The sequence below is a fragment of the Roseovarius litoreus genome (assembly GCF_900142765.1).
Taxonomy (GTDB): domain Bacteria; phylum Pseudomonadota; class Alphaproteobacteria; order Rhodobacterales; family Rhodobacteraceae; genus Roseovarius; species Roseovarius litoreus.
Genome location: NZ_FRCB01000006.1, coordinates 150260 through 168109, shown reverse-complemented (window position 1 = coordinate 168109; position 17850 = coordinate 150260). Strand labels below are relative to the sequence as shown.

General features: G+C 59.3%; 16 protein-coding genes. 11 read left to right on the top strand and 5 right to left on the bottom strand.

Translation table 11 applies throughout. From position 1 onward, the window contains the following. Nucleotides 1-34: 34 nt before the first annotated feature. Nucleotides 35-496, bottom strand: coding sequence for a hypothetical protein (locus F3H35_RS19215; RefSeq protein WP_394852315.1), 462 nt, complete (start codon nt 494-496; stop codon nt 35-37). Between the two features lie 151 nt (nt 497-647). Then, on the bottom strand, nt 648-950 hold the full coding sequence (locus tag F3H35_RS13005) for a PepSY domain-containing protein (protein WP_149779988.1): 303 nt from the start codon (nt 948-950) through the stop codon (nt 648-650). Nucleotides 951-1093: 143 nt separating this feature from the next. On the opposite strand from F3H35_RS13005, the gene F3H35_RS13000 reads away from it, so the two are divergent. Next, complete coding sequence (locus F3H35_RS13000; RefSeq protein ID WP_149779987.1) at nt 1094-1753, top strand: response regulator transcription factor; 660 nt, start codon at nt 1094-1096, stop codon at nt 1751-1753. Beyond that, on the top strand, nt 1750-3114 hold the full coding sequence (locus F3H35_RS12995; protein WP_149779986.1) for an ATP-binding protein: 1365 nt from the start codon (nt 1750-1752) through the stop codon (nt 3112-3114). Before F3H35_RS13000 ends, F3H35_RS12995 begins: the two co-directional genes overlap by 4 nt. Nucleotides 3115-3296: 182 nt before the next feature. Here F3H35_RS12995 and F3H35_RS12990 read toward each other — a convergent pair whose 3' ends face one another. From F3H35_RS12990 to F3H35_RS12980, 3 genes are all read right to left on the bottom strand, one after another. Then, nucleotides 3297-5258, bottom strand: coding sequence for a hydantoinase B/oxoprolinase family protein (locus F3H35_RS12990; RefSeq protein WP_149779985.1), 1962 nt, complete (start codon nt 5256-5258; stop codon nt 3297-3299). Nucleotides 5259-5261: 3 nt separating this feature from the next. Further along, a complete protein-coding gene (locus F3H35_RS12985) occupies nt 5262-7289 on the bottom strand; it encodes a hydantoinase/oxoprolinase family protein (protein WP_149779984.1) in 2028 nt (675 codons plus the stop codon). Between the two features lie 108 nt (nt 7290-7397). Beyond that, on the bottom strand, nt 7398-8354 hold the full coding sequence (locus tag F3H35_RS12980; protein WP_149779983.1) for an AraC family transcriptional regulator: 957 nt from the start codon (nt 8352-8354) through the stop codon (nt 7398-7400). Between the two features lie 349 nt (nt 8355-8703). Between F3H35_RS12980 and F3H35_RS12975 the strand changes: the two genes are divergently transcribed. The 9 genes from F3H35_RS12975 to F3H35_RS12935 all read left to right on the top strand — a co-directional run bounded on the left by F3H35_RS12975 (nt 8704) and on the right by F3H35_RS12935 (nt 17844). Beyond that, nucleotides 8704-9891 carry an ABC transporter substrate-binding protein gene (locus F3H35_RS12975; protein ID WP_223228407.1) on the top strand — a complete coding sequence of 396 codons (1188 nt, stop codon included), beginning with the start codon at nt 8704-8706 and terminating at the stop codon, nt 9889-9891. Continuing rightward, nucleotides 9888-10871 (top strand): GntR family transcriptional regulator, encoded by a 984-nt coding sequence (locus F3H35_RS12970; RefSeq protein ID WP_223228411.1) that lies wholly within the window; start codon nt 9888-9890, stop codon nt 10869-10871. The genes F3H35_RS12975 and F3H35_RS12970 overlap by 4 nt, the downstream gene beginning before the upstream one ends. A 237-nt stretch (nt 10872-11108) precedes the next feature. Beyond that, nucleotides 11109-12194, top strand: coding sequence for an ABC transporter ATP-binding protein (locus tag F3H35_RS12965; RefSeq protein ID WP_149779980.1), 1086 nt, complete (start codon nt 11109-11111; stop codon nt 12192-12194). Next, entirely contained in the window at nt 12191-13057 is an 867-nt protein-coding gene (locus tag F3H35_RS12960) for an ABC transporter permease (protein ID WP_149779979.1), read from the top strand. The genes F3H35_RS12965 and F3H35_RS12960 overlap by 4 nt, the downstream gene beginning before the upstream one ends. Before the next feature lie 3 nt (nt 13058-13060). After that, nucleotides 13061-13912, top strand: a complete 852-nt coding sequence (locus F3H35_RS12955) for an ABC transporter permease (protein WP_149779978.1) — start codon at nt 13061-13063, stop codon at nt 13910-13912. Continuing rightward, nucleotides 13909-14625, top strand: coding sequence for an SDR family NAD(P)-dependent oxidoreductase (locus tag F3H35_RS12950; protein WP_149779977.1), 717 nt, complete (start codon nt 13909-13911; stop codon nt 14623-14625). Before F3H35_RS12955 ends, F3H35_RS12950 begins: the two co-directional genes overlap by 4 nt. Beyond that, nucleotides 14622-15377 carry an SDR family NAD(P)-dependent oxidoreductase gene (locus tag F3H35_RS12945; protein ID WP_007817668.1) on the top strand — a complete coding sequence of 252 codons (756 nt, stop codon included), beginning with the start codon at nt 14622-14624 and terminating at the stop codon, nt 15375-15377. The genes F3H35_RS12950 and F3H35_RS12945 overlap by 4 nt, the downstream gene beginning before the upstream one ends. A 65-nt stretch (nt 15378-15442) precedes the next feature. Next, a complete protein-coding gene (locus F3H35_RS12940; protein WP_149779976.1) occupies nt 15443-16666 on the top strand; it encodes an ABC transporter substrate-binding protein in 1224 nt (407 codons plus the stop codon). Between the two features lie 71 nt (nt 16667-16737). Beyond that, the gene (locus F3H35_RS12935) at nt 16738-17844 is read left to right on the top strand and encodes an ABC transporter ATP-binding protein (protein WP_149779975.1); all 1107 of its coding nucleotides are present in this window, start codon (nt 16738-16740) and stop codon (nt 17842-17844) included. The last annotated feature ends 6 nt before the right edge of the window (nt 17845-17850 follow it).

Sequence of the window (17850 nt, the reverse complement as noted above, 5' to 3'; positions counted from 1 at the left end):
CTGAGGGTTTCCTGACGGCCCGACGCTTTCCACGTCAAGTCGCCGTCAGGAAAGGCTCCGCCGGTGAGAGCGTGGCCCGGTTTTCGTGATGGCGGACAGACGCCAGCACGATACCGCCCACATGCCGCAACACCGGCAAGAGCAACAGGTTGGCGAAGAGCTCATGCGCCTCTTGGAGTGTCTCGCTCATGGCCTTGGCCTGCGCGCCGTATTCGCGGTGGGCACCCGCCTCGTCCGCCCATGCGGGAGCCAAGATCGCCAGAATGGCCGGCACCATTGCCAAGCGACCGGGTGCGTCTTTGAGGAATCCGGTGACGGCAACGCAGGAGCGCGTTGCAAGCAAGGCCAGCACCATGACCGCGCCCGCCGGATTATGTCGCGCAGATAGGCAAGAGTTGCCCCGGGGGCTGACGAATTGAGAGAAGCGCACATGGCGGCTTGCCCAAGCCCCTACCAGCCGGATCGCGACAAGTCCCACGGCCGCGTATCCTGACAGTTGGTCTATCCTCGAACGCTCTTGCGCGCTCGCCCAGGCCGGCGCAACGGTCTAGACAAAACCCCGGTAAAAGATCCTGATGACCGGGTCCGAGACCCGGACCTTGCTGGACGCACCCGTATCGATATGCCGGGCGGCGTGATCGATTGCATCAGTCATCGTCATCGTCGTCGTCGTCATCATCATCGTCTTCGTATTCGAACTCGATGATCTGGAGCGTCTCGGGATGGAGCGTCACCTCGATGCGCCGCCCGGCGGCATCCCTGCCGTCGATCTCGTAGCAACCATCGTCGATCTTGATACGACGCACCGTCCAGCCATTCTCGGTGGCGAGCCGAGCGACTGTCTCGCGCGGCTGCCAATTCGCCATCGGCGCATAGCAATCATCATCCGCCAATGCGGCACCGGCCGGAAAAACCGCGATAAAACCAAGAATTGTCAATGTCTTCTTCATGGGACAAACTCAATGTGGAGCATCTGTTCGGGGCCATTAAGCGTCACCATACTTACAGGAACCTGAAGAGCTGTCCTCGCAAGCGTCAGCTTTGTGTCAGCCATAGCCGCCAAAGGTGGATCATCGAAACGGAAGGGACATCCATGCGCATCCTGCTGATCGAGGACGATACGACGCTCGGCGCGGCCGTGCGGGACCAGATTGCGGCGGATGGCCGGTCGGTGGATTGGGTCACCAGGCTTGACGCTGCGGATGATGCGCTGCGCGCAACGTCTTATGATCTGATCCTTCTCGACCTTATGCTGCCGGATGGACGCGGCATCGGATTTCTGAAGGCGTTGCGGCTGCGGGGCGATGTGACACCGGTCATCATTCTGACCGCCCTCGATCAGGTCACGGATCGGATCGAGGGGTTGAACGCGGGCGCTGATGATTACCTCGTAAAGCCCTTCGACCTTGCCGAATTATCCGCGAGGATCGGCTCGGTCGCGCGGCGCTATTGTGGCAACCCCAACCCAATCATCACCCATGGCCCCATCGACGTCGATCTTGCCGCGCACAGTGTTCATCGCGACGGCAAGCCGGTGCAATTGACCGCGCGAGAATGGGCGTTGTTCGAGGCCTTTCTTGCGCGTCCCGGGCAGCTTTTGTCGAAGGCGCAACTTGAAGAAAAGCTTTATGAATTTGGCGCCGAGGTGGAAAGCAACACGATCGAAGTGCATGTCAGCCGGTTGCGCAAGAAACTGGGAGCCGGGATCATCGAAACCGAGCGCGGTATGGGTTACCGTCTGGGGCGCCCATGAGATGGCCGGCAAGCCTGCAGGCCCGGCTTGCGCTGTCGCTTGGCCTTGTGCTGACAATCCTCTGGCTTGTGGCTGCGACGGTGACAGCTGTCACGATCCGCGGCGAGATGGACGAGGTCTTTGACAGCGCCCTGCGCGAAACCGCAGAGCGCATCCTTCCGCTCGCGGTAACCGACATCGTCGGCCGGGAAGATCAGGGAATAACGCAGCGACTGACCCCGATCCGCGCGCATGACGAGTTTTTCACCTATGTGGTGCGCGATAGCGAAGGGCGTGTTCTTCTGCAGTCCCATGCGGCCGATCCGGCCATTTTCCCACCCTATGACGGGACAGGGTTTCAGCAGACCGCCACTCATCGCCTGTATAGTGATGCGGCGCTGCGGGGGACGATCCGGATCACGGTGGCCGAACCGCTGACGCATCGCGCCGAGGTCGCGCGCGAAATCCAAGTTGGATTCAGCCTGCCACTGTTGATCGTACTGCCGGTGGCGCTGGTGGCCATCATTTTGACTGTGCGGTTCAGTCTCGCGCCGCTGCGCCATTTCCGCACGCGGATCGAGGCGCGGAGCGCACGCGACCTGTCGGAAATCCCCGCCGAGGGCCTTCCAGCGGAGCTGTCGCCCCTTGCGGCAACGGTCAACGGGCTGCTTGCCCGGATGCGCGACGCCTTCGAGGCCGAACGCAGCTTTGCGGCCAATGCAGCCCATGAAATCCGCACGCCTCTGGCCGGCGCCATCGGGCAGGCACAGCGCATTCGGTCCGAAACACGTGATCCGGCGATTGACGCGCGCGCTCGGGAAATTGAAACGACACTCAAGCGGCTGACCCGGCTTTCCGAGCGCCTGATGCAGCTTGCGCGGGCGGAAGGCGGGCAGCTGAGAACGGACCGGGGCACCGATATCAGGACCGTGGCGAGGATCATGGTGGAGGATATGGCGCGCGCCTGCGCGCCGGGGCGCATCGTCCTGACCCTGCCGGACAGTCCTGTCCTGTCGGACATCCACCCAGACGCTTTCGGCATCCTGTGCCGAAACCTTGTGGAGAACGCCTTGCGCCATGGCGCGGAAACCACTCCGGTCGAGGTGAGCCTGACAAGCGACGGTCTTCTGAGCGTGGCAAATGACGGCCCGGTCGTGCCGCGCGACACGATCGCCCGACTGGCGGGTCGTTTCGAGCGCGCGAACGCCAGTAGTGAGGGCAGCGGGCTGGGTCTGGCCATCGTCACGGCCATCGCCGAGCGGATCGGAAGCGACCTCGTTCTGGTGTCACCACGCGCCGATGCGCCCGACGGGTTTCAGGCATCGATCCAACTGCCTATGGTTCCCGACACGGCCTCTCCGGACAAAATCCACAAGTCTTGAAGTGCTGTCAGGCAAGCGGTTGGTGACACGCACCTGCACCATTTGCCGGATCGCCTGCTTTCCGGGGGGGCTAGGAACATGTCTGTGCGGGGCAAGTGCCCTGCCCGCTTCACAGACGGAGATTCTTGGACAGCCGTGACCAATGCACATGGCCCGGCAGGATGTGCCGGGCCATGACAATGTCAGCTCCAATGCGCGACGGAACGCTTCTCAAAGCTCTCCCGGAACTGCCGCGTCGAGTTCTCCATGATCTCGCCTGTCCCCCAGTCCAGGATGACGGCATATCTGCGAACCGCGTCCATCTCGTCGATTTCGCCGTTCTGATACATGCGAGACACGATCTCGGGGTCCATTCGAGCCCAGCCCACGCGGTTTTGGCGAATATACGCTCGGGCCTTTTCGGTCGCGGCTTCGTCGATCTCGTATTCCAGCATGTCGGCGTCAATCACCTTGATCACCACGCCATAGTCGAGTTCTGCCCGCTTGACCGAAACATATTCGTCAATCACATCCTGACGAACACGCTCCGGGTCGCGCTCCAGTGGGTCGCCATAGCCACCACCCCCGGCGGTGGGCCGTGTGAACCTGTCGCCGCTCTTGATCTTGTAATTCGAGAATACGGAACCCAGCCACTTTTCCTCGCCAGTGTCTGCATGCTCGATCATCAGACCGTGCGGCATCGACGGCAAACCACCTTCGACGCCCCAGACAACAGCGCGTTCCCGGTCGCAGATATAGGAAATGACCGTGTTTTCAGCTTCCAGCAATGTCGACGCCTTGATCACGCCAGCACCGCCACGCCATTTGCCGGGGCCAGGACTGTCCTGCTTGATCTGAAATTCATCGGCGCGCGTCGGGTTCACGCGCTCGTTGCCTTCCGAAGGTTGCGACATCAAGCCGGTACCGAAACAGGCGGTTGTCACGTCGCTTCCATCCTTGCCATTGCGCCCGCCCCAGCCACCGGGCAACCACTCGTAAAACATGTAGATGGGTTTCTCAGGCTTGCGCAGATCGTTCCCACCGGCGAGCAGATATTCCAGGTTGAAGGCACAGGCGATGGCGCGCTCCGGCATGATCTGTGACCACATTTCGAAAATCGCGTTCATGATCTTTTCGAACGGCATCAGAAAGCCCGTCACCGCAACGGGCCATTCCGCACTCACGACACTGTTCTTCGGAGCCTTGACCTCGACCATGCGGTAAAACCCGCTATTGAGCGGTAAGTCGGGGAAAAATGTCTTCATCCCGGCGACCACGGCCGAAAACGTGGCGCCATGCGCGGAATTGTAGATCGAAGAGATGGTCGGGTGGCTGCCCTCGAAATCATAAACGATCCGGTCGCCCTTGATTGTCATCTTGATATGGATCGGGATCATTCCCTCGCCTGCACCAGGATCACGGTCGATATAATCCACAGCCTCCCAAGTCCCGTCAGGCAAGTCCGATATGCGCTGACGCACCGCGCGTTCGACATAGTCCTGCACCGCGCCCATGCCTTGGGTGACTTGATCGCGTCCATATTTGGCCACCAGTCGCTGAAGTTCGCGTTCGGCCACCTGTGTCGCCTGGGCCTGTGAATGGATGTCGCCGATGATCGACGCGGGATCGCGCGTATTGGCCGCGATCATATTCGCTACATCGGCACAGAACCTGCCCTTGTGAAACAGCCGGACAGGTGTGATCCGCACCGCTTCGCCGAACATCTCATGCGCCGCGACGTTGAACGACCCCGGAACGGAGCCACCCAGATCGGACCAGTGCCCGTTGGACTGCGAGAAACCGATCAGCTGTTCTTCGTCGAAGATCGGGCGGATCAGGCGCACGTCGCTGAAGTGGGTACCGCCTGCATATGGATCGTTGATCGCATAGACATCACCGGGATACATATCGCCTTCGAAAACACGGATCACGTCCTTGCAGGTATAGTGCAAGGTTCCGACATGCACCGCGATGTCAGAATTGCCCTGCGCAACGCAGTTTCCTTCGGCGTCATGCAGACCATTCGAGAAATCACGGTTGTAGATCACGAAGGAATAGCAAGTCCGCAGCATCTGCTCGGCCATCTGGTCGACCGAGGTAATGAAAGAATTCTTGAGAACCTCGAATGTGACCGGGTCCAGTTCCTGATTGGTTGTGCTGTTCATACCTCAGTCCTTCACGCGAATAAGAATGTTCATGTATTGGTCGACCTTGGCCGTAGCCTTGGGCGGCACGACGACTGTCGAGTCGATCTGCTCGACAATGGCGGGCCCGGTAAATTCAGCCCCCGCCTTCATCTTGGCGCGGTCATAGATCGCGGCCTCGCATTTTTCCCCCTTGAACCAAACCGCGCGGGTGCCTGATGGTTCGGGTGCGTGCTTGACGACCTCGAAGGACGGAAGCTTGGCCTTCTGCACGATGCCGGTCGCCTTGACGCCGACACGGAAGATACTGACGGGTGCGTCTTCGCGACGGAAATTGTATTCGCGCTCATGCTCGTTGTGAAAACCTTGCACGAGGTCCTTCGTGCTCGTGATCGGGGACGGAGCCGAGACGGAAAGCGACCGCCACTGTCCCTGGTACATCATCTCGACCGAGCGTTGCAAAACGGTGTCTTCGGGCGCGACACCTTCGTGGCGCAACCGTGCCACAGCCTCTTTCTCGATCCTTGAAAATGCGGCTTCCAGGTCTTCCGGCGTCGTGGTCGCTGCATCCGCCATGAAACTGTCGGAAAAGTCGTGCTGGATATCGACCAGCAGGCATCCCATCGCCGAGGTGACGCCCGGGTTGGGCGGCACGATCACGACAGGAATGGACAGCTCTTTTGCCACCGCAGCACCATGCAGGGCGCCTGCACCGCCAAAGGCGATCAGCGCGAAATCCCGCGGGTCATGTCCGCGGCTGATCGACAGAAGGCGCACCGCGTTGGCCATATTGGCGTTGGCCACGTCAATGATCGCCTCTGCCGCCTCGTGAAGTTCCATGCCGAAAGGTTCTGCGACTGTCTCGCGCACAGCCTTTTCGGCCAGTGCAGGATCAAGAGTGATGTCGCCGCCGGCAAGGCTATGTCCTAGTCGGCCCAAGACAACATTGGCATCACTGTTGGTCGCCACCTCGTTGCCATTGGAGTAGCAGGCAGGCCCCGGATAGGCTCCGGCGGATTGTGGCCCGTTGCGCAGCGATCCCCCCTCGTCCTTCCAGGCCAGAGATCCCCCGCCGGCCCCGATTGTCAGCACCTCGATGCTGGGAAACCGGATCGGATAGCCGTATTCGATATACCAGTCCTTCGTCACCGTGGATTCGCCGCGGTAGGTCAGCGACACATCTGTGCTGGTCCCGCCCATGTCGAAACCGATCGAGTTCTCATAGCCGCACAGATTGCCGATGAAACGGCTGGCGATGGCCCCCGCCGCGATGCCGGACCCCGCAAGACGCGCCGCGAAATCCTTGACGCTGGCAGGTGTCATGACCCCGCCGCCCGAGTGCAGCAAAAGAAGGTCCCGATTGTATCCACCGTCCGTCAGCTTGTCGCTGAGGCGCGAGACGTAATCGACGACCACCGGCGACACGACGGCATTGACCATCGTCGTGGAGAACCGCTCATGCTCGAATATTTCGGGCATGATTTCTGACGATATCGAGATATGCACATCCGGCATCACCTCGCGCAGGATCGCCCGCATGCGCACTTCGTTCGTACTGTTGACATACGAGTTGATGAAGCAAACCGCGACCGCCTTTATGTCGCGCTTTTTCAGGATCTCGGCGACGCGGCGTGCCTCATCCTCGTCAAGCTCCTGGATGATCTTTCCAGCAGCGTCCACGCGTTCCTTTACGGTCAGACGGTCCCTTCGCGGAATATAGGGTTTGGCAACATCCTTGTAGGTGTCCCACAGGTCTTCCTTGTTCGAGCGGCGGATCTCGACAACATCGCGGAAACCTTCTGTGCAGACCATGGCCGCGCGCGGCAACTTGCGTGTGATCAGCGCATTCGTGGCCACCGTGGTCCCGTGTGAAAACATGGTGACGTCGGACAGGCTTACCTTGGCATCCGACACGCCAGTCAGGATGGCGCGCATGGGATCATCGGGGGTGGACGGTGTCTTTTCGATCCGGATCTGCCCGGTCTCTTCGTCCATGATACAGACGTCGGTGAACGTCCCCCCGACATCCACTGCAACTCTCGTCTTTGTCATCAGTTTTTCCTATCCTTTTTCACACCTGCCGAACGCGCGACAGGCGATACCGTTCGCCTGCGAAACCACGAGTGCAGGAGGCTCATCGAACTTTCGTCTCACGACGGGTCAGACGCATGCAGCCGAACGCCTTTGCTTGCGTGTCTCCGTCGGCGTGCAGCCGAACTTGGCGCGGTAGTGCTTGCAGAACTGGGCCTGATCGTAGAAGCCCCATTTCTGCGCGATCTGGGCCATGGTGGAGGTGTCATGCACCATCTCCAGCGTCTCGCGACAGCGGGTCAGCCGCCTGTCACGAATATAGCCCGCAACAGAGCACTCGTTTTCGGCGAACAAACCCTGCAGATACCGAAGGGATATGCCGCAGGATTCGGCCACCATCTGCGGCCCCAGATTGGGGTTTGACAGGTTATCACGTATGAACTGCTCAGCCCGCTGCAGATGGGCGGCACGGATCGTCGACACGGAACTATCAAGAATGCGATCATCGCTGCGCATCGAGAGGCACAGAAGATCGAGCAGATGTTGTCCGGCCATTTCACGCGCGGCATCGTTGATGACGTCAATGCTTTCGATCGTGTTGCGCACGGCGCCGACGAAATAGGACCCGATCCCGGAGCGCGCATCAAATGTGAGGGCGCTCAGGCGTTCCGTCGGCCCGACGCGCGACTGCACACTGGCCGTAGGCACTTTCAGCACCCAAAGTTTGTTGCGCTGGCTGTGAGAGAATTCATATGGCATGTCGCCCTGTTCGACCAAAAACCCACCTGGCGCACAGCGCGTATGGCGTGACGCCTGATGGAAACGCACCTCGGCGACATGGGGGATCGTGATCAGCAGACTGTTGTCCTTTTCCTCTTGGAAATGGCTCTTGTTGCGGCGGTACATGACGCCATCGCATTCCATCTCGGACAGGCCCATCACACCAAGCCCCCACGACTTCAAAGACCCCCTGAAACGCGTGGCGTCCCGGCATTCAACCGAGAGCGGGAAATAGGTTTCCGAGATCGTTCGCGACCAGACTTTGTTCTTGTCGATGGCACTTCCGTGGTCGGTAGAAAAAAACATCCTTTCCTCCTGTCGGACGGCTTGTCGCAAATACCGGCCTTGTCATCTTAGGGTAAACCTTACCCCAAGCCACAAGGCAAAATAGGTGATTTGCGCACAAAAGTTTGGTGCCCTCCTCTCTGGGGATCCGGAGTGCCGAGGCTTGCAATTCGCCTGGCGCATGCGCCAAAAACGCCCAAGGACACGCCAAGGTGGCGCCCCGAACGGCGCGATGCGGTCTTGCACAGCAGGCGCCTTTGGGGCCTCATGTTGCACGTCTTGTGCCGATGTCCGGTACGTTTCAATTTGGAAAACCGCTCCGATGCATGCCGACCTGCGTCATTCGCAAAAACCAGCGGCACCTGCCCAGGTGAAACGGCATGTCCTTCGTGTGCGCGGGACCGATGTCACCTTGCTGGAGGAAGTGCGGCAGCTGGCGGAGGCGGACCTTGGCTTTGAAATCCAGCATGAATCGCTCGACTTCCTGACCTGCCAGCACCGGGCGGCCATGGATCCTATGAACTACGACATCTATGAGCAATGCTTTCACAATCTGGATATCGTCTGGTATTGGGGCGCGCTGCAGCCGATCGACACGCGGCGCATTCTCCAATGGGACAAAATCGGCGATCTCGCCAAGACGGGTGGCATTAGCAAATATACTTGGCAGGGCCATGGCGACGCCCCGGTGCGCAAGCTCTATGTTCAGCCGGATGGCACATTGGGCCAGCAACCGATGCCGCTGATCAGCATGTTGCCGACCGCCCATAACGTCGACAGTTTCGGTTTCGACCGCCGCCTTTTCGGGGATGAGGGACCCGAGGGCTCGAGCTGGGCATGGTTGCTGGACCGCCGGGCACGCGGGCGGATCGCTCTGGTGGATGAACCCGCGATCGGAATCTATGACGCGGCTCTGGCCGCCGAGTCGAACGGAGACCTGACGTTCGAGGATATCGGCAACATGACCGTTGACGAGATCGACAGCCTTATGGCCCTGCTGGAAACGCTTCGGCAACAGGGGTTCTTTGTCGGCAGTTGGGTGTCTCCCGATCAAGCCGAAGCGCTGGTGCGCGCGGACCGGGTCTCGGTGCAAAGCATGTGGTCCCCCTCTTACGGCAATCTTGGTCATATGCAGGGCGTCTTCTGCGAAAGCGTGCCACGCGAAGGGTATCGCGCCTGGCACGGTGGCGCCTCACTCGCGCGGCACCTTTCGGGTAGCCAGTTGGATATCGCCTATGAGTATCTGAACTGGTGGCTGTCCGGTCCGGCGGGTGCGGTGATGGCGCGTCAGGGGCATTACATGACGAATGCCGATGGCGTACGCGAATATCTGAGCCCTGAGGAATGGGGCTATTGGTATGAAGGAGAGACCGCCCGATGCGACTTGAAAGGGCCTGATGGAAGGATCGTGGTTCGAGCGGGTCAACGCCGCGCAGGCGGAGCCTACCGCGAACGCGTCAGCCGGATCGCGTTGTGGAATACGGTGATGGACGAATACAATTACGCGGCCCGCGCCTGGAACCGGTTCATCACAAGCCTCGGAACGTTCGGACAATGACCGCGAAACCCAAAAGCCTTGAACAGGAGCCTCTTTACGAAACCATCAGCCGGGTCTTGCGATACAACATCGTGTCCGGGCGCCTGCCCGATGGCTTTGTTTTGATCGAAGGCCCGATCGCAAAGCTGATGCAAACCAGCCGCGCTCCGGTGCAGGCATCGCTTCGAATGCTCAACGCAGAGGGTTTGATACACCGGTTCCGGGGACGCGGCTATCTGGTCGGACAACCTTCGGCCAACCTGAAACCGATCCGGAAGCCCCTGGAGGATTTCGATTTCGACATTCCCCCTGCCTCGCGCTCGGCCTTGGCTGTGCGCGGGACATGGCTCCGGGTCTATGACAAGGTCGAAGCGGAAATAGCGGCCTGCCAGATATTCGGTGAATTCCGGGTGGTCGAAACCGAGCTGGCAAACCACCTCGGTGTCAGCAGAACCGTCGCCCGAGATGTCCTGAGCCGCCTGAATGAACGGGGTTTGATCCGAAAGGGGGCAACCTCGCATTGGCTTGCCGGGCCACTGACCGCCCGGACCCTGCGCGAGAAGTTCGAGCTTCGCAGTTTGATGGAACCGGAAGCCCTGCGGATGGCGACCGATTTCATCGACTATTCCCAGATCACGCGGATCTGCCAGCAGATCGAGAGCGGCAAGGCAAAGGACGCGGCCGAACTGGAAGATGCGCTGATGCGTTACTGTCTTCGCAAGGCCCCCAACAATGCTCTTGTGGAAATCATCGACAACAATCGCTTGCTGTTGTCTGCGATGGACAAGGCGCTCAGCGACCTGGGATTGCCGGTGGACACGGTCGCCCTGGATCAGTACGGCGCCCTTTTCCATCTGATCGGATCACGCCAAACAAGCGCCTCGACTGAATATTTGAAAGAACATTTGCGCATATTGTCGTACAAGAGTTTGGCACGGCTCAAGATCGTGGCGCTAATACCCGAAAGCGAATCGATCCCCAAATATCTGAACAGAGTTTAAAAATGGATTTGGAACGCGATATCCATTTATTTCTTCGGTAAATTACGTGGATTTTCTTAATATTTCCGGAATTTTGCGTGATAATCGCAAAGTATCCGGGAAAAGATGGCTATTGCCATAAGCCTCAATTAGTCATTTCATACGATATACATTTTGTGTTCAGGCCATGTTGCAGCACCCCAGAAGCAGGTCGTGCGGCGGCTGAGTTGCTTGGGTTCACAACGAAAAGAGGGCTTTATGACGCAAAGCGACCCCATTTTTCGGCTGGAGGGAGTGACGCGCAGATATGGCAATCTGACCGCGCTTGACGGCATAGATTTCGGAGCTGAGGACAACAGCTACATCGCGTTGCTGGGGCCATCGGGGTCGGGCAAGACCTCACTCCTGCGTGTGATCGCCGGATTTGAAGCTCCGGATACGGGCCGCATCTGGTTTCAGGGTCGTGACATCACCGATCTGCCGGCTCATGAGCGCGGAATCGGCTTTGTCTTTCAGAATTTCGCACTTTTCCCACACCTGACCATTTTCGAGAACGTCGCCTTCGGCTTGCGGAATGGCGCGACCAAAGTACCGGACGCAGAGATCACGGATCGCGTCAGGGCCTCGATCGACATGGTCGGGCTTGCTGGTCTGGAAGACCGGAATCCGGATCAGATATCTGGTGGGCAAAAGCAGCGCGTTGCACTGGCGCGTTCACTCGTGATGCAGCCTAAACTGGTGTTGCTGGACGAGCCGCTTGGGGCACTGGACGCCAACTTGCGCGAAAGAATGCAGACGGAACTGCGGACCATTCGCGAAAGGCTCGATGTGACCTTCCTGCATGTGACGGGAAGCGAAACCGAAGCTCTGGCGATGGGCGACCGGGTAGCGGTTCTGGATGCCGGCCGGATCGTGCAATACGACACGCCGGATGCGATTTATGACCGTCCGATCATTTCGGATGTCGCGCTGTTTCTGAATCGCTTCAATCTTTTCGAGGGAACTCTGAAAGACGGCAGCTTCCATGGCGCCTTCGGAGCAGCGCCCGTGTCTTCGGTTCGGGCCAACGACAGCGATGTCTACGCGATCCGGTATGACCGGACACGGATATTCGACACGGATGCCTCGGATCTGCCCGGACCGGCGCTGCCTGTCCGCTACCTCGCGAGCGAATATCTCGGATCCTCGATCATCTTTCTGTTTGAAACCGCAGACCACAAGACAGTCGAGGTCGATCATCACCTCAGTCTGGGCGAGCCACGCGATCTGAGCGTCGGACAAAATTACATTCTTTCATGGGATCCCGCGCAGGCGATCGTATTTGGCAAGGAGGCAGCACAATGAGTGCGGCAATTGGCAAACGGCAGAAAGCAACCACATTCCAGCTGCTTGCTCCCGGCGTCGTCTGGATGATCCTGTTCCTGGTCGCACCGATCATGATGATCGTTTACGTGTCGTTCTGGACGCAGACGACCTTCGCGATAAACTCGACACTGACGCTGGACAGCTGGCGGAACTTCTTCGCCTCGGAGGCCTATGTCGGTGCACTCTGGACCACGATCCGGCTGTGGCTGATCGTTCTTACCCTGACCTTCCTCATCGGGTATCCCGCCGCTCTCTATGTGGGCTTGCTGGTCAAGAGCAAGACGGTTGCAACAGTCTTGCTTGTGCTGTGCGTGATCCCCTTCTGGACCTCGTTTCTGATCCGGGTGCTGGCCTGGCGCCCCATGTTGGGCAAGGAGGGGGCGATCAACATCATCCTTCAGAAAGTCGGTCTTATCGACACGCCGATCGAGGTTCTTCTGTTTTCCGAACTTTCGGTCATCATCGGCATGACGCAGATTTACGTCGTCTTCATGGTGGGGCCGATCGCCTTCATGCTAGGCCGGATCGATCGCAACATCATCGAGGCTGCCCGCGACCTGGGCGCCGGTTTCGGACGGATCTTCTGGAAGATCATCTTCCCGCTCAGCTTGCCCGGGGTCGTGGTCGGCGCGATCTTCGTCAGCGTGATGGTTCTGGGCGAATTCGCAACATCGGGTGCCCTGTCCGGAAGAAAGGTGAACCTTCTGGGCAATATCATTGTGACCCAGGTGGGATCGCTGAAATGGGCCATGGCATCGGTTGTCGGGGTGATCCTGACCATCCTGCTGGGCATCGTGGTGGCAGGATTTCTGCGCATCGTCGATCTGAAGCGGGAGATTTAAGCGATGGAATCCAAGATCCTCAAACCGATCCTCGCAGTCTATGTCGGCCTGTTCATCCTGTTTCTCTACGGTCCCTTCATCGTGCTGAGCATACTGTCCTTTCAGCAGGGACCCGAAGGGGGGCCGCAGTTTCCGATCATCGAATGGTCCACTTACTGGTACCAGCATCTTTTCGGGCTGACCCCGCCATCACGCATTGCCCCGCTGCCGGTTGGTGAGGCTCTTGTTCGCTCGCTGACACTGGCCTTCATGACGATGGTCACAGCGACGGTTCTCGGCGTCATGGCCGCGCAGGCCTTCCGCAAACGGTTCCGGGGCGCTGGTGTGGTGTTCTACTTGATCGTTCTCGGGATGATGGTTCCAGGCGTTCTCACCGGCCTTGGCACATCGCTGCTGGCCAATAACGTGGTCGGTATCGAGCGCCACTGGTGGAGCACGGCTTTCCTGGCGCATGTGGTCTATACATTCCCGTTCGCTTTCCTTGTGATGCTGGCGATCCTCAACCGCTTCGACGGCTCTGTCGAGGAGGCATCGTGGTCGCTTGGCGTCTCGCCCATCACGACGTTCCGCAAGGTGACGTTCCCGCTGATCTTCCCGGGCGTTCTGTCGGCCATGCTTTTCGCCTTCACGCTCAGCTTTGATGAATTCCCGCGCACCCTGTTCGCTTCGGGCCGAGACCAGACATTGCCGCTTGCGATTTACGGCACCTTCTCGGTCGAGATCCATCCCAACATCTTTGCCTTCGGGGTCATGACAACACTGTTCTCATTCGCGCTCTTGGCGGTCTACGGCATCCTGATGGGCCTGAGCGTCCGGCGCGCAAAGAAAATGGCCATGCAGGAAGATATCGCATGAATACGGTCATCGTCACTGGCGCAGGATCAGGGATCGGCCTTGCAGTTGCCACGAAGCTTGCTGGGCTGGGCTATAATGTCGTCGTGAATGACTACAATGCCGACGCCGCGAACGAGGCCGCTGCACAGATCGGTGGGCTTGCAGTGCAAGGCGATGTCTCGAACGAGCAGGACGTGGCCCGCATGCTCGAGACATGTGTTGCAGAATTCGGTGCGCCGACCCATCTCGTCAACAACGCCGGCCACGTGCACCAATCGCGCTTTGTCGATCTCGACCCTGTCGATTTCGATCGCATGATTTCCGTCCATCTACGCGGCACGTTCCTGTGCACGCGCGCGGTCCTGCCCCAAATGCTTGCCCGGAAATCCGGCTGCGTGGTCAACATGGCCTCGCAACTTGGCCAGATCGGCGGGATCGAGTTGGTCCATTATTCCGCGGCGAAAGCCGGGATCATCGGGATGACCAAGGCGCTGGCGCGCGAGGTGTCGACCCAAGGCGTGCGCGTCAACGCTGTCGCCCCCGGTCCGATCAATACACCTTTGGTGCGCGCGCTTTCCGAAGAATGGCGCGCGGCAAAAGCCGCCGAACTTCCCTTGGGCCACTTTGGAGAACCCGAAGATGTCGCAGAAACGGTTGCCTTCCTGTGTTCCGACGCGGCGCGCATCTATGTCGGCCAGACGCTTTCACCAAATTCCGGAGACGTAATGCTATGAAATCAGTTGCTCTGATCACGGGCGCCGGTATCGGCATAGGGCGTGCCACCGCCAAAGCTCTTGCCGCGCGCGGTGATCATGTGATCGCCACAGACATTCTCGAGGACGAAGGTCGCAGCATCGTTCAGGAGATCCGCAAGGCCGGCGGCGAGGCGGAGTTCCAGCATCTCGATGTGCGCGACACCGATCGTGCCAATGCGGTGGTAAAGGACATCGAAACCCGCTTTGGCAGGATAGACACGATCGTGGCCAATGCTGGGATTGCGCACCGTGTTCCGCTGGAACAACTGACCGACGAGAAATGGGATCACACCTTTGATATCGACCTCAAGGGGATGCTTCGCGTTATCAGGCCTGCCGTGCCGGGCATGAAAGCGCGCGGCAAGGGTGCGGTCGTCTGCCTTTCGTCGATCATGGGCGTCGCCTATGGCTGGGATGAGCATGTGCACTACTCGGCAGCCAAGGCCGGGGTGGTCGGTCTGGTCCGCGGCCTTGCGGTTGAACTGGGCCGAAGCGGCGTTCGGGTGAATGGAGTCGCGCCGGGATATATCCGAACGGCTCAGCTTTTGTCGGAGAAACACTCCCTTGGACCCGAGGGGGCCAAAACAGTGGGCGATATCGTTCCGCTTGGCCGCATTGGCCTGCCGGATGACATTGCGGATGTCGTGGCGTTCCTCGCGTCCGACGCCGCAAGATATCTGACAGGTCAGGTTATTACCGTGGATGGTGGGCTTATGGTCGGGCGCTACTGAACACGGAAGGGAAGCAAGACTTCCCAATTTCCAAAGACGAAACGACCTCAACATGGAGAAGAAAAGTGACACACTCAAATTTCTCAAGACGGAACTTTCTGAAAGCCACGGCAGGCTCTGCGGCGCTCGCGGCGGGCGGCATGCCCTTCCTTGGCGCACAGCAGGCATTCGCGGCGAACCTGGCCAACCAGGAGTTGCGCACCGTTGGTCTTTCGGTGACCGTGCAGGAACGTATCCTGAACGATTTCAAGGAAAAATCCGGCGTCGGTTCGGTTAGCGGCAAGGCGGATATCTTCCCCAACACCCAAACCGAAATTCTGTCCGGCTCCGATGCCTATGACTGCTGGGAAATCATCGGCGAGCGTCTTGCAGCGATGGTTGCCACGGACAAGCTTGCGCCTGTTGCTGCTTCGGACCTGACGAACTGGGCGGGAATTCGCGAAACCTTCACCACCCCGTCCGACCGTTGGGCGCTCAATCAGCAGATTGTCGGCCAGATTTGGGAGGATGAAAGCCAGACGCGCCTGAACATGGTGCCGACGGTCTACAACTACGACTCCATCGGCTATCGTCCCGATCTGGTGGATGCGGAAGAAGCCTCCAACTGGTCGTCGCTCTTCGATCCGAAATTCAAGGGCAAGACCGGCCTGAACGTGGACCCGCTGATCGCCTTCGGTCAAGCCGTCCTCGCCATGAACGAACTGAACCTGCTCGAGGTGTCAAACCCCGGAAACCCGGATGCCGCCGCTATCGAAGAAGCCGCCAAGTTCCTGATCTCCAAGAAGAAAGAAGGACAGTTCCGCGCGCTTTGGGGCGACTTCGGCGAACTGGTGAACCTGCTGGCTTCCGGCGAGATGGTCATTGCCGACGCATGGCAGCCCGCAGTGATGGCCGTGAAGGCACAAGGCGTCGAGTGTTCCTATGCGACCATGAAAAGCGGCTATCGCGGCTGGTCGATCGGTGTCGCCCCGCTCAAGACGTCGCCAAACCTTGAAGCCGTCGCAGCCTATGCCGACTACTGGTTGTCCGGCCCGCCTGCGATCGCCGTGTCCGAGCAGGGCTATTATTCGCCCACAACGAACGTCAAGAACGTCATGGATCCTGACAAATATGCCTTCTGGTACGAAGGCAAGCCGTGGGTTGGTGCAACCGAGCGTGGCATCAAGGAAGGCGATCTTCGCGATGGGGGATCCCTCGAAGAGCGCGCCGCCAACGTGGCCTACTGGCACCAGTGGCCCGATGAGTACGACCTGCTCATCCAGAAGTGGGACGAATTCCTCTCTGCATAAATCGACATTGGTTCAGCCGGCCCGCCGGCTGAACCCCCCTTCCCTTTTCCCAGGAACAGGACGCATTTCCCTTGGCCTATGATCTTCAGCTCACGAACGTCTACAAGACCTATGACAATGGAACACCGGCCGTCATCGACTTCAATCTGGATGTCGAGAAAGGGGAATTCATAGCATTCCTGGGCCCTTCCGGCTGTGGTAAATCCACGACCCTGCGGATGATTTCAGGGTTTGAAACGATCACGTCAGGCGATCTGATGATCCGCGGCAAGCGGGTCAACGACCAACTCCCCGAGAAGCGCCCCACCTCGATGATCTTTCAGAACTATGCGCTTTTCCCGCATATGAACGTGCGCCAGAACGTGCTGTTCGGCCTCGAGGTCAAGAACATGCCGCGCGACCAAGCCAATCGCAAGGTTGACGAGATCCTGGAAAAGCTGGGCCTGAGCGCGATTGCGAACATGCCGACCGCGCGTCTGTCGGGTGGCCAGCGTCAGCGGATCGCCCTTGCCCGCTCACTGGTTGTCGAACCGGACATCCTGCTGCTGGACGAACCCCTTGGCGCGCTTGATGCGAACCTGCGCAAGAGTATCCAGAACGAATTGAAACTGCTGCAACGCGACCTCGGTATCACCTTTGTCTTCGTGACACATGCGCAATCCGAGGCCCTCGCGCTGTCCGACCGGATTGTCGTGATGAACGCGGGCCGCATCGAACAGATCAGCCCCCCACGCGAGCTTTACACACGCCCCTGCAGCCAGTTCGTCGCCCGCTTCATCGGCTCGAACACCATATTGCCGGGAACCGTCGTCGGGCAGGAAGATGGAAATGTGATCCTCCAAACAGCCTTTGGCCATCTGACCGGTGCGAACCGCGCGGGCGTCGATGTCCATGCAGGCCGCGAGATGAGCATCATCCTGCCGGCCGAGGCCGTGGATCTTGTTCCCGCCGACGTGCCGGAAGACGAAATGCGCGCGAATTTCGGCTCGAACGCCATCAGCTGCACCATCGAGAAGCTGCAAATCGTCGGCCATATCATGCATATGATCGTGCGCTTCGCGGATGGCAATCAGATCAATGTCGAAGGGCATGTGGACAAATACCGCGACCGCCTCAAAGCTGGGTCTCGCGCCTTCGTCGCGTGGAATCCCTCCAATGCCACCGTGATCGACAACTAGGGGCAA